The 13,610-nt window shown below is 44.8% G+C and carries 8 protein-coding genes; 5 read left to right on the plus strand and 3 right to left on the minus strand.

Annotated elements, in window-relative coordinates:
- The first annotated feature begins 12 nt into the window (after positions 1-12).
- From Micr_RS04550 to Micr_RS04560, 3 genes are all read left to right on the plus strand, one after another.
- Positions 13-5,331: a PGF-pre-PGF domain-containing protein gene (locus Micr_RS04550; protein WP_203134494.1), complete on the plus strand. Its 5,319-nt coding sequence runs from the start codon at positions 13-15 to the stop codon at positions 5,329-5,331.
- Between the two features lie 100 nt (positions 5,332-5,431).
- The gene (locus Micr_RS04555; protein ID WP_203134495.1) at positions 5,432-6,037 is read left to right on the plus strand and encodes a hypothetical protein; all 606 of its coding nucleotides are present in this window, start codon (positions 5,432-5,434) and stop codon (positions 6,035-6,037) included.
- Positions 6,038-6,074: 37 nt separating this feature from the next.
- The gene (locus tag Micr_RS04560) at positions 6,075-7,931 is read left to right on the plus strand and encodes an ATP-dependent DNA helicase (RefSeq protein WP_203134496.1); all 1,857 of its coding nucleotides are present in this window, start codon (positions 6,075-6,077) and stop codon (positions 7,929-7,931) included.
- Here the strand turns inward: Micr_RS04560 and Micr_RS04565 are convergent.
- The 3 genes from Micr_RS04565 to Micr_RS04575 are packed head-to-tail and all read right to left on the minus strand — an operon-like array spanning position 7,878 to position 10,592.
- The gene (locus Micr_RS04565) at positions 7,878-8,849 is read right to left on the minus strand and encodes a presenilin family intramembrane aspartyl protease (protein WP_203134497.1); all 972 of its coding nucleotides are present in this window, start codon (positions 8,847-8,849) and stop codon (positions 7,878-7,880) included. The genes Micr_RS04560 and Micr_RS04565 overlap by 54 nt on opposite strands.
- Before the next feature lie 13 nt (positions 8,850-8,862).
- Positions 8,863-9,807, minus strand: coding sequence for an ATP-binding protein (locus Micr_RS04570; RefSeq protein ID WP_203134498.1), 945 nt, complete (start codon positions 9,805-9,807; stop codon positions 8,863-8,865).
- Entirely contained in the window at positions 9,804-10,592 is a 789-nt protein-coding gene (locus Micr_RS04575; RefSeq protein ID WP_203134499.1) for a hypothetical protein, read from the minus strand. The genes Micr_RS04570 and Micr_RS04575 overlap by 4 nt, the downstream gene beginning before the upstream one ends.
- Before the next feature lie 184 nt (positions 10,593-10,776).
- Here Micr_RS04575 and Micr_RS04580 point away from each other — a divergent pair, with 184 nt between their 5' ends.
- Positions 10,777-12,690 carry a hypothetical protein gene (locus Micr_RS04580; protein WP_203134500.1) on the plus strand — a complete coding sequence of 638 codons (1,914 nt, stop codon included), beginning with the start codon at positions 10,777-10,779 and terminating at the stop codon, positions 12,688-12,690.
- Positions 12,691-13,509, plus strand: a complete 819-nt coding sequence (locus tag Micr_RS04585; protein WP_203134501.1) for a MinD/ParA family ATP-binding protein — start codon at positions 12,691-12,693, stop codon at positions 13,507-13,509.
- Positions 13,510-13,610 lie beyond the last annotated feature (101 nt).

Raw genomic sequence — 13,610 nt, forward strand, 5'->3', positions numbered from 1 at the left:
TGCATTTTTATTATGGCCCTTTCAATCTCATCGGCACAGGCTTTAGGAACAGCAAATTATAATTCGATAGTACCATCGCAAGCGAACAATCAAAACCAAAACGGAATAGGCAATACTTATCCGAACGGGTTAGCATATCCTGAAAATGAGCTTTCATCAATGTATTCCAATTTGTTCAACAAGAGCATGATAAAGGGCATAAACAGCCATTTTCTTGCCAATATTTCCAAAAATTTGGTAGCTTATGGCATAGGCCAGAGTTTTCAGAACGGCTCATACGTTTATAAAATAAACGCAGTGTATCCAAAAAACGGAGATATAAATAGCATAGGAAACGAAACTTTTAGCCTGAGAATAATAAAGCCAATAGTTGGGAGTGACGGAAGTGTTATCCTGAAATCCAACTCTGCTTACATACCGAGCATGATTAAGGTGCCTATAATATACAATGGAAGCAATCTGCTCTTGAACCTTTCTGTAAAACTCGATTCATCATATAAAAATGAGATAACAGACATAGTATTGAGCAAAACACCCCCGCCGAACTTAGAAAGCCGGTTCAGCGGAACCCCATATTATTACATTCATGTAAATAGCTCGATAAACGACACGAATGTCATAGATGCAAATTACACTTTTGCAGTAAACAAAAGCTGGATAAATTCCCAGAATATAAGCCCAGGGCAGGTTGCCCTATATAAGTATGTGGGTGGCAAATGGATGGAAATGCCAACCTTGCTGATAGGCAACAATTCCACTGCGTATTTTTACGATGGTGAATCTGATTCCCTATCCGATTACGTAATCTCATATTCTACAGGCAGCGCAACGGGCAGCGCGAATCCGCTGAGTGTTACATTGCCCGCAGGCTACAAGCTTTACCTATGTGATGCAGGCGCGAACTACACTTTCTCAACGACAGCGGCAAACAGCTGGACTGCTCTTCAAAATGCTACTTCCCCTTCAAGCCCGCCGCCGGCAGCTTCAGTAGGTTATCAGACAAACAATGTATGTACAGCATACACCCCGGCAATAAAGGGGCGCAGGAATGCTTATACAGTAGGCCTTGCAGTAGCAGGCATTGGCCTAAATATAACAAATTACAATTTTTATGGCGCATCGGCCAACAGCAGCACAACCGCAAGCTTGACGTATCCAGTCACAGTTAATGGCTCTTTTGTTGCCATACTTGTAGCTTCTGGTTATTACGGATTGACAGGCTTGCCCACGGTCCCAAGCGGTTGCAGTATTCAGCAGATAACTACAAATGCTACAAGCTATGAATCTGCTTACATATCAACCTGCAATAACGTCCAAAAAGGAAGCTATAACGCAACTGCAAGCAACGGCGATGGAGGGGCAACAGTAATAGGATCTTTTGTATTCCCGCCAGGCAATGTAATATTGGATGACAACCCGACTGGAGCAGGAAGCATATTTACTAACAATAAGACTTATACTAATGGGCAGAACAGCTTGCTCTTAGGAAAAGGAGAGATATCTGCAAAGCCTGCGAACAACTTTGTATTCACTAACTGGAGCGTTAGCAATGCGAACCTGACGGTGCAGAATGCATATGCGCAGACTACGAACCTGACAGTAGTCGGAAACGGAATATTGACTGCAAATTACAACGGAATAACCACTTTCTCAGAAAGCGGGCTGCCTTCCGGAGCCACGTGGAGCGTTGTTTATGACGGAATAACCAACAGCAGCGCATTGAGTTCTATATCTTTTGACACTGTGCCAGGCAGCCACACTTTCGCAATAGCAAACGTGACGTACAACGGCAAAACATATATCGCAAAGCCGAGTTCTGGCAGTGTTGTTGCGGGAAACGTTACAAGCGTAGCATTCAGCGAGGAAGGAGTATTGTCTTTAGTAGTATCGTCTAACAGGACTGCATATGACACATCAGATATAGTAACTGCAACTGCGCCTCTGCCATCGCAAAGCATTGAGATATTGATAGGCCAGGGCACTGCAAAAGGCGTTCTTGTTTCATCAGGCACTGGAAGCGCATCGTGCAACCTTTACAGCACATGCAATGCAAATGTACCGTTGGCTGCAGGACTCTACAACGTTAGCGCATACCTTCCGTCCACAGGGAACGTAATCAGCGAAGAGGTAAACATAACGAAGGCTTCGCCTTCATTAACTCTTTCAGTGCCTAATAGTTATGTTTATGATGGAAGCGGAGGAACCATAGATTTTGGGATAAGTTCATACAACAATCAATTGCAAGGCACGCTTTACGTTAACAATGCAAGCGTAGCTTCCACATTTTCCAGCAATACTTACACAACATCTGCAAGCGTAGGAAACTACAGCATTGCGTTCAAAACAAGCGGCAATGTGAATTATACGAGTGCATCGAGAACGGGAAAATTCAGCATATACCCAAAGCTTTATACTGTAAATTATACTTCTGCAGGAGCAGTTGGGACAACCGATACTCTTTCCGTTAGCACTTCAACAGGTTATGATATTTATTTATGCGATGGTGGAACAAGCTATGGTACGCTAACTTATACTACAGGAACCATAGACCTTTCTAACACTTATTCTTATATAGGAAACCAAACAACAAATACGTGCACTGAAACTACAACCGGTCCGGATCTTGCCGAGGCAATACTAGGAGTTAAAGCTTTGCATACTTATACTTTATACGATTCTTCAGGAACCGCAACCGACAGCTTTACTTATAATGTAGTAAAGAACGATTCGTTTGTGGCAATAATGCTGTCTTCGGGATATTATGGCCTTTCTTCTGCACCTACAGTTCCAAGCGGCTGCATAGAAAAGGTTTATGATACTGGAGGCGATACATACGAAAGCAGCTACATAGCAATATGCCAATCGCAGATAGCTGGGCAGTATACAGTAAGCTCTTCTTCTACGCTTGGAGGGTATATAACTGCTGGCGCTTATGTATTTTCACCTTACCAACTGGTTCTTGATGACAACCCAATAGCAGGAACAATAACGACAAATGGAAAGACCTTTGCCAATGGGCAAACGACCAATGTTATAGGAACTGGAACAATAACTGCGAATCCGCCGAAGAATTTTGTCTTTACTAACTGGGGCGTGAGCAACGCAAACCTGACGGTGCAGAATGCATATGCGCAGACGACGAACCTGACAGTAGTCGGAAACGGAATATTGACTGCAAGTTACAACGGAATAACTACTTTCTCAGAAAGCGGGCTCCCTTCCGGAGCCCCGTGGAGCGTTGTTTATGACGGAATAACAAACAGCAGTGCATTGAGTTCTATATCTTTTGACACTGCGCCAGGCAGTTACACTTTCGCAATAGCAAACGTGACGTACAACGGCAAAACATATATCGCAAAACCCAGTTCCGGCAGTGTTGTTGCGGGAAACGTTACAAGCGTAGCATTCAGCGAGGAAGGAGTATTGTCTTTGGTATTATCGTCAAATAAAACAGCATACGACATATCAGACATAGTCACAGCAAGAGCGCCGCTGCCATCGCAAAGCATTGAGATATTGATAGGCCAGGGCACGGCAAAAGGTGTTCTTGTTTCATCAGGCACTGGAAGCGCATCGTGCAACCTTTACAGCACATGCAATGCAAATGTACCGTTGGCTGCAGGACTCTACAACGTTAGCGCATACCTTCCGTCCACAGGGAACGTAATCAGCGAAGAGGTAAACATAACGAAGGCTTCGCCTTCATTAACTCTTTCAGTGCCTAATAGTTATGTTTATGATGGAAGCGGAGGAACCATAGATTTTGGGATAAGTTCATACAACAATCAATTGCAAGGCACGCTTTACGTTAACAATGCAAGCGTAGCTTCCACATTTTCCAGCAATACTTACACAACATCTGCAAGCGTAGGAAACTACAGCATTGCGTTCAAAACAAGCGGCAATGTGAATTATACGAGTGCATCTAAAACTGGCAATTTTTCCATCGCCCCAAAACTGTATACAGTGAACAGTACCGAGGCATTGAATTCGAGCACCACTGACACATTAACAGCTTATGCCCATGCAAATTATCTAACCTACATATGCGATGGCGGGGCTGGGACTGCAGCGGTTACGTACACAACCGGAACTGTAAGCCAATATTCCGGAGGTGATGACTCTTATATAGGCGAGCAGACAACCGATGCGTGCACCGAGACCACAACAGGGCCGGATCTTGCTGAGGCTGCAGCAGGAGTCTATGCAAAACCTTCTTATTCCCTTTATAAAGGCTCATACACTTATGGAGGCACGCTTGATTACAAAGTAAATGAAACTGGATCGCTCGTAGTTGTTGCAATAAGCTCAGGCGGAGGAGAAATATCAGGAATTCCTAGCGCTCTCAGCGGCTGCTATAGCAAAGGCATAGAATCCGGCAGCGATGGCCTTGAATCAGCCTACATTGCGATATGCCAGGACCAGAAAGCAGGCTCATACTCGATTGCTGAGAGCGTTTCTAGTGGAGAAAATTTTGCAATGGCGGCTTATGTATTTCCGCCATACGCTTTGACAATGGATGACAATCCAGTAGCTGGAACCATAACCACTAATGGCAAGACATTTGCAAACGGACAGACAACAAACGTAATAGGTACCGGGACAATAACTGCGAATCCGCCGAAGAATTTTGTATTCACGAACTGGAGCGTGAGCAACGCAAACCTGACGGTGCAGAATGCATATGCGCAGACTACGAATCTCACTGTTGTGGGAAATGGAATATTGACTGCAAGTTATAACGGGATAACCACATTTTATGAATCGGGATTGCCTTCAGGGACTCTGTGGAACTTAACTTATGATGGATTCAAAAACGCAAGCACAGGAAATTACATAAGCTTTGACACCGTTCCTGGACCACACAGCTATGCAGTAGGAAACGTGCTCATAAACGGCTATAATTATACACCATCGGTTTATTCCAGCACTTTGACCGCAGGAAATACAACAATAATAAAATTTACTCCGCCCGTTTGCACTATATCGCTTAACACGAATACGATATCCTTTGGGAACCTCGACCCAGGCACGATATATCCTGACAGCGTGCAGATTATTGACACCAATAGCGGAGACGCTACGGCAAACATTCTGCTATCAGGCACAAATTGGACAAATCCGACAATAAATTTCGGAGCAACAAATACTTCATGGAGCATAACCTCGTTGAGTTCATTTGGCCCGAATTTGCTTTCAAGAAGCCCAAGAAACACAGCAATAAGCATAGGGCCAAGCTCGTCGAACAGCATATACTTCGGCTTGAATGTTCCAGGGGCAATACCTGCAGGAACGTACACACAGACAATAGTCATAGAAAACAGCTGCTGAATATGGAGTGTGCCAAATGCGATTCTTTGAGTTAATTGCTATTGCAACGCTTTTGGCAGTTTTTTCTTTTTCTATTCTTTCAACTACGGCACACGCGCAATTGGGAGAAGTTGCTGGTGAGCCTACATTCTATGTAAACATAAGCGGAACCTACAGCTACAATTACACCTTCATAAACCAGGGATCAACGCCCATACCTTTTAAGACCATAATAACAAATTTCAGGACTGCAGCAAAAAATGCTACTGCACCGATAGTCACAGCTTCCCCGATGTCTGGCACCATACCTCCAAACTCTCAGATCAAAGTAAGAGTAAACATATACCTTCCGTCCAAGAATAATACACCAGGGATGGAATGGCAGGGAGTGCTTGAAGTAGTCGTAAATTCTACTTCTAGCAGTACTGGTGGCGCAGTAATAGATGAGGGAGTTGCAAAAGTAGTTACCATAGTGGCAACCGCACCAAAGCCCAATTACACCGCTGAAATTCTAGTAATACTTGCAATAGCGGTTATTGTCATAGTAGTTGCAGCATTCGCATACATGAAAAGGTCCAAGAAGACGGCAAAAGGCAAGTCACAGATTTCTGGGGCAAAGGCCAGAGCTACAGTAAAGAAGCCTTCATCCGCAGGCAGGAAGAAAGCATCAAAGAGCAGGAAAAAAGGCACACGCAGGAAGAGGAAAAACAGCAGTAATAAAAGATAATGCTCACGTTTATATCCCTTCCATGAGAAGATAAATTATGGACTATTTATTCAGGTTTGACAAGCCGAGGCCCAATCAGGAAGCCATGATAGGCGACGTTTATTCCGCGCTTGAACATAGGCGCGACATATTCATAAACGCGCCGACAGGCATAGGCAAGACCGACGCATCTCTTGGAGCTGCTCTCACGTTCGCGCTGAAGAACGGGCTTGACGTTTTCTTCCTTACGCCGAAGATATCGCAGCACAAGATAGCGATGGAAGCGGTTTCCGGAATAAAAAAGAAATTCGGGCTTGATTTCAGCTTTGCAGACATAGTTGGAAAGCGCAACATATGCATAAACGACAAGGTAAACGCCATAGAAAGCGACGCTTTTTACGGCTCGTGCGAAAGCCTGGTCAAGGCAGGAAAATGCACATATTTCTCGCGATCGAAGAATTTTAGCACAGACGATAAAGGGCTTGCAGATGCCATGGAGAACGGGCACAATGCGCTTCTAGACTATTCCTATGGGAAAGGAGTATGCGCTTATGAGATAGCAGCCAAGTACGCGAAGAACTGCAGGGTCATAATAGCAGGGTATTCGCATTTATTGAATCCTTACAACAGCGGCGCTTTCCTGAAGAAGATAGGGCACAGCATAGACAATGCGATTATAATATGGGACGAGGCGCACAACCTCATAAACATAGCGAATTCATATTTAAGCACTTCGATATCAGAGCTTGGAATAGATGCGGCCGAAAGGGAATTGAAGGCGATAAACAACAGCATAGATCTTGATTACCTGAAGTTCGCAATGAAGAAGCTCGCCGCAAAGAAGCTTTCAAAAGGGATGAGCGAGGCCTTGGTTGACAAATCGGACATGTCTGAATTCATGGAAAGCGAGTATGAAAAATTGATAGATGATCTTGAGAAGGCGGGTCTTGAGTACATACAGGCAAAAAACGCCAAGCGCTCTTCCATACTGCATATAGCAAGGTTCCTAAGGGGATTCCTTGATGCGGATGAATCCGCCGCGAGGATAATAAAGGCGAGGAACGGGCTCGCAAGGCTCAACGTTAGCTGCTTATACCCCGATAGGGCACTGCCGATATTGCAGGAGGCCTATGCAAATGTATTCATGAGCGCCACGATGGAGCCCATGAGGATGTATTCTGATATGTTCAAGGTGGCAAACTCTGAGATGAGAAGCTATGCGTCCCCATTCCCAAAGCACAATAAGGCCGCATTCATAGATAATGAGTTTACGACAAAATTCTCACAAAGGTCCAACGAGCAGTATATGAAGATGGCAAAAAGGATAGAGGAGATAAAGGACAGCGTGCCTGGGAGCGTAGCCGTATTCTTCCCGAGCTTTTCCGTGCTCGAGGGCATATCAAGGCACGTGAATGTTGCGAAAAAATATGTGCAGAGAAGGGAGATGCAAAGCCAGGCTACAGACGCATTGATGAAGCGCTTTACAGAGGACGACGGCTCGATGCTAATGGCAGTCATGGGCGGCAGCTTCAGCGAGGGCATAGATTACAAAAACAACTCGATAAAGGGCATAATCATAGTGGGCATACCGCTAACTGCGCCTGACCTTGAATTGAAGCTGAGGATTGCATATCTCGACAAGCGCTTTGAAGGCAGGGGAATGGATTACGCTTACATAATACCTGCGATAGTGCGCTCGGTCCAGGCGGCAGGAAGGGCGGTAAGGAGCGAGAGGGACAGGGCTGTGCTCGTCTTTATGGATAAAAGGTATTCGTGGCGCATGTATATGGCTGCCATATCCAACAGCATAGAGATCTCGGACTCTAAGGATTACATGAAATCAATAAGGTTCTTCTGGGACTTAAATGATGTAGTAGATAAGGTAGTAAAGGCCAAGCCCGATAAGAACTCCTAAGAACAACGGAGGTATTGCAGGGAGGGCCCTCTTGAATTTTCTAAGTATGAACATTGTTATCATAAGCCCCAGTATTGCTCCGAACACTATGAAGAAGCTCGGGACAAAGCTCAATGTAAGCTTGTATGCCGCCACAGCGACCATGAGCGGTATGGCAAGATCCCCTGTGCCCAATGCCACGTTGGCGGATACCGGCACCATACCGTTTGTATTGGATCTCTTCATTATCGAGAGTATCCTTTTGCCTCTTGAGCCAGATTCCTTGAGCTCCTTGTTGTATTCCCTCAACTCCTTTTTGCTGAAGCTCGATTTCGGAAGCCCTTCCACCTCGTTCATGTCCACCATGAAGGCCAGATTGTTCTCGGTAACCACATTGGCCAGCGTTATCATGTGCTTGGTTATGAACACGGCAACGAAGTCGTATATGGCAAGCAGGCCCATGAAGATAAGCGCTACGAAGAAGCTGAAGCCGAACCCCAGCACCACGCCCACTCCGATACTTGCCAATATTGCAGCTACGTTCTTGAGATTCGTCCATTTGTTCTTTGCGACTACAAGAGCTATGGCTATGATCACAGCTCCTGCTGTCGATATATTTGAGCTTTGCGTAATATACGCGAGGATTATGAAGAATACGTAGAATGATGCTATGAATATTATCACGGCCTCTATTATCCTAAACAGCTTAGCCCCGTGATAGAACTTGAATACTATGATCATGGCGATTGCTATGACGATTATGTAGCCTATAAGCAGGAATGCGCTTGTCGGGCTGTTTGCGACCTGTGCGCTTGCGACCTCGGAATAGGTTGCACCGTTAAAATACAACGTGGATATCATGAGCCCTCCGAATTGGACAATCATGAACATTGCTAATATCCCAAGCAGTTGCCTGTTCTCTATAAGCCTTTTTTCCAAATATACACCTTAGTCAATCCGCCTCGTGATGGACAAGCTTTATTATCCCCTGCCTTGGCCTGTATATGTCGCCAGAGCGCTCAAGCTCCGATAGATATTTGCTTGCGGTTGTGGAGTCTATGCCTGCGGCTTCGGCATCCTCTATCACTTTTTGTATCTTTATGTTGCTGTCCGACTCCTCAAGCTTCTTTATTATGTTAAGTATTGAATTCATGCGGTCTACCTTCTCCCTCGGCATTCCGGTCAATATCGTATCTATGTCTATGCGGCCTCCCGTATCCAATGCCAATGACTTAAGCATGAACCTGCTAAGCTCTATTGCAGTCTCAGAATCGGATAATTCAACCACGTCAGAAAGCCTTGACTTCGCGCTCGCCTCGCTCATCCTCACCAATCCCTCTATCTGCCTCGGGGTTATGGGAACGGCGCCCTGCCTTTGGCCAGTCTTTCTCAAGTCGACATAATATTTCTGTAAATATTCGCTGGCCTCCTGGCTCAGCCTTGGCGATACGTTCTTGCGTGCATATGCAATGTATTTCCTTAACAAATCCGAGTCTATAGGAGGCTCTTCGACTTGCTCAAACCCTTTTATGTCAGCAAGCCTTGCGCCTGCCGCCTCATGCTGCATAAGTATGTGCTTTGCTATGTTCCTATCCGTGTCCTCGTCCATCACGTCGGTTATTGGGAATATGAGGTCGAACCTTGACAATAGCGTAGGAGGTATGTCGAACTGCTCAGCGGGATACTGGTGGGGATCGAACCTTCCGAATTTCGGGTTCGCAGCAGCAAGCACAGCAGCCCTTGCACTGAATGTGGCTATTATACCCGCTTTGGCTACGCTTATGGTCTGCGATTCCAAGGCCTCGTGAAGCGCGGCCCTGTCGTCCTGGCTTATCTTGTCGAATTCGTCTATGCACACTATGCCGCCACTGCCCAGGACCATGGCTCCTGCCTTCAATGTCCAGCCGCCCTCGGAGAAATCGTCGCGCTCTGCAACTTGTTTTTCATTTCCTCCTCGAAATCAGTATAACCCCTGTCGAAATGCGCTCCGAGCCTTTCAGGCCCAGACAGTATCCTTACATTTTTGACGTTTGATGCGCTGTCATTGAACAATGCGAGCATGTTTTCCATGGCCTTGCTGTCGAAATGCATGTCCAGTATGCTTATGTCGCCCTTAAGCCTTGCGAAAAAGTCCTTTGACAGCAACAGCATGTTCGAGTATGGGGTTTCCGGATCTATGCTTATGGACCTTAACGAATGGGCCTCCTGCAACCTGCTCGCTATAGTAATGCCCTTTATGCCTACGTATATGCCCAATGCAACGCCTATGAAAGGCGCCAGGGTTATTATGGGCCCTATGTAGAAGTCAGCGTCCATCAGGGCAAGCAGCATACCGAATATCAAAGATGAAAAAAGCATCCCTACGCTCAATGTCTTGAGGTTCTGCCTTGTTATGAGCAGCATTGCGCCTATGCTGAACATTATGAGCGTGAATGGCAGCATAACATATGTTATATGGACAGCTATTGCAAGCGCGGAAGTGCCCTCGAGTGATGTCAATAATGTGTTTGAAGGGGTTATGTTGTATGTAGTTATAATGGAAGTAATTCCCCTGACCACTCCTACGCTATATGACAGGAACTGCATGTAGTAGAAATTCGAAAGCATGGCTATGAATCCTGCGGCGAGCGCAATGTACGCCAACCTTCCATGTGCACTTCGTGATGGTCGCTGAATTTCCATATTTATAGTTTTGAAAGGCAAGTAATAAAGTTCTAATTATTTATAATTAGATGAATATGCTTTAGGTATTTGGATGACAAGGTAATAGTATATGAGAATGTTGGCAGGTTTTATTTTTGTTTTCTTAATCCTCACCGTATTTTTAGTGTCATACTCTATTGCCGCTTCATATAACAATGCTTCGTTGACAGCTAACGTTGTTGTTGTGCCTGGATGCCCCTTTTCAATAAGCGCCAACGTGCCTAGAGTTATAGCAGGAGTTGGTAATTTCAATATTAATTACTCGCTAAGCCCAACCGTCAACTGTACCTTGCCCAGCATGTATGGGATGTTAAGGCTCTACAATAATAAAAGGATGGTTTATTCCGAGAATCTCAGTGCGAATGTTCCTTCTTCCAACACCATAAGAATAAATACGTCCAGCCTAAAGGGTGGTCAATATTCTGGAAACCTGAGCTTTGCAAACAACCATACGAGCAATTTCACGAATGTGGATTTCACGGTGCTGAGCGCAGCAAAGCTGGTAATCTCAAACTTTAGAGTAGTGGGCCCCGTAAACACGGGATCCAATATAAACATGCACCTCATTCTGAAAAGCGAGGGCGATTACGGCGCCGGCAATGTCATATTATTCCTTAACCTGACATCGCCCTATATAAAAAACCTAACGATTCCCATAAAAAATATACCGGCCGCCCCGGCTTCTGTAGACATAGCATTACCATCGGAAAGCAATCTTGCCTTATACGCCGGCACCTACAAAATCTCGGCTTATGTGGAATATACCGACCCTATGGTAAGCAACAAGACTTATACGACAGCGCCGTTTAACACTACTTATATTGTAAATGCACCAAGCCACCCATCCAAGCCCGTAAAATTGCCGGCAGTGCCGATACCTAAGATACCCAAGATAACAATAACCTCTGCGCCTTTGTACATAACAATGAACTCGAATAGCACGATATCAACAAGCATAGGGATTTCTAATCCATCCAACTCAACCGAAACGCTTAATCTAAGCGTGCCTGGATATATTAGCAATATTGTCAAGCTTTCAACGCACAGCTTAGAACTGACCCCAAATTCCAATATCTCAATTAGCGTGCTAGTTGATGGCAAGAACCTAAGCTCTGGAGTATACAACATACCGATAAATGTAAGCGCGACCATAAACAATAAGACAAGCAGCTATACGGATTATGCGACTTTTTCCGTATCCTCAAGCGGAGTTAATGAGCCAGTAGTTAATACTGCAGTTGAACTGCAAAATAACACAAATGACGGCTATGTGGTAATAAGCATATCTACCCCAAGCAACGTGACTATAACCAACGGGACAGCGATAACATACCTGCCGCAGGGGCTTGTACCGAACGAAAGCTACATGGACGCTTACGGCATGCCCAACAACATAACGGAGAGCGATGGCTATTATTACGTAGAATGGCACATAAGCAAGCTTAAGCCACTGCAAACCGTATACGCGTATATATATGTCAGGAAGCAGGTTAGCCAGCTCCTTTTTAGCGGCATACATACAGATATATTAGCTCCTTCTGTTACAACACCAAGCATACTGCACTTGCTTTACGTGAATTCTCCATCATTCGAGACATTAGGAAACGGGACCACGGTAGTCGAGCTTTTGTACACGGGCGCATACCCCTCTTCCGTAAATCTGGAGCTTACGGGGCCGCCATATATGCATATCTATAACGCATCGCAAAGCCTGCCTGCCTTGCCTAACCAATTATTGTACGCTTATTTCAAGCAGACTGCCGGGAATACTTCAGGTACCTCGATAGAGAAGCTATTAATAACGGCCAAGGGGGCGGCGATAAATTATACTGTGCCATTGGTAATAAACAGCAGGCCGGTTAAAATAACCACTACAACTACAATAGCACCCAATATCATAGGCACAGCTGCAGAAGCCATAAAGGGCGCAGTGCAAAGGTATTTTATCCTTCTCTTAGTAATAATTATTGCGATAATTATTACAATATCTTATTACAGGTATATCAATAAGCCACATTATGACAGGAGCAGGTCGGAGTACATAAAGAGCATGAAAAAACGTATAGGAAAGAAATAAATGAAAAAGAATATAATAACACGGAATAGCATATCACAACGCACAAACCCGTATATAGTCAGAATATCCGCACAGAAAGGAGGCGTAGGCAAGACCACTGTTGCAGTAAACCTCGCGATAGCTATGAAGATGCGTGGATATCTGACTTTATTGGTTGATGCTGATACCTCAAATCCAGCGATAGGCATACATTTGGGGCTTGATTATGTCAATGCAGGATTTATTGACCATGTGCGTGGAAGGGCAAGCACGGAGAGCGTAGTGGTAACGCATGCACCCAGCGGATTGGCCGTAATATGCGGCTCTATAACCAATGCCGCTTTCATGCTTACTTATAAAGAGGCAAAGACGAGCTATGACGAACTCAAAAAATCGAGATACGACCTAATAGTTATAGACACGGAACCTGGCTATGTCCATGACGTAGTTACTGAGGGCATAAATGAAACAATAATAGTAAGCAACCCTGACATGCCAAGTTATATAAGTGCGTTAAGGATATCGGAATATTTCAGCTCCAAGGGCATACTCAACAGCATGGTAGTAAACAGGGTAGCCGGAAAAAGACATGAGATAAGCAGCAGAGAAATAATAGAGAACTTTAACGGTAAGGTTGGATTCCTGCCAGAGGATGACATAGTACCAATAAGCATAGCTGCTAAGACTCCTGCTGTTATGCTTAACCCGAAAAGCAAGTTTTCAAAGGCAATCGATGAGATAGCAGATGATTTATCTTCCCGTATAGGAATGCCGCTTGACAACGATGTGGTTTATGGCTACAAGGCAGGAAAGAAGCGAATTTTTGGTTCAAAGCGATAGACTTTAATCAATAATCTGCATACAGTGGAATAGTTGATTTTAGCTTTCAAAAAGAGTTGATAATGCAATGGCAGGGAACAAGAAGGAATTGGCCATTATGT

Origin of the sequence: Candidatus Micrarchaeum sp. (genome assembly GCF_016806735.1) — an archaeon.
GTDB lineage: Archaea > Micrarchaeota > Micrarchaeia > Micrarchaeales > Micrarchaeaceae > Micrarchaeum_A > Micrarchaeum_A acidiphilum_A.

Coding starts and splice junctions, on each gene's coding strand:
- Micr_RS04550 (WP_203134494.1), top strand. CDS start 13: ATGGCCCTTTCAATCTCATCGGCACAGGCTTTAGGAACAGCAAATTAT.
- Micr_RS04560 (WP_203134496.1), top strand. CDS start 6,075: ATGGACTATTTATTCAGGTTTGACAAGCCGAGGCCCAATCAGGAAGCC.
- Micr_RS04575 (WP_203134499.1), bottom strand. CDS start 10,592: ATGGAAATTCAGCGACCATCACGAAGTGCACATGGAAGGTTGGCGTAC.
- Micr_RS04585 (WP_203134501.1), top strand. CDS start 12,691: ATGAAAAAGAATATAATAACACGGAATAGCATATCACAACGCACAAAC.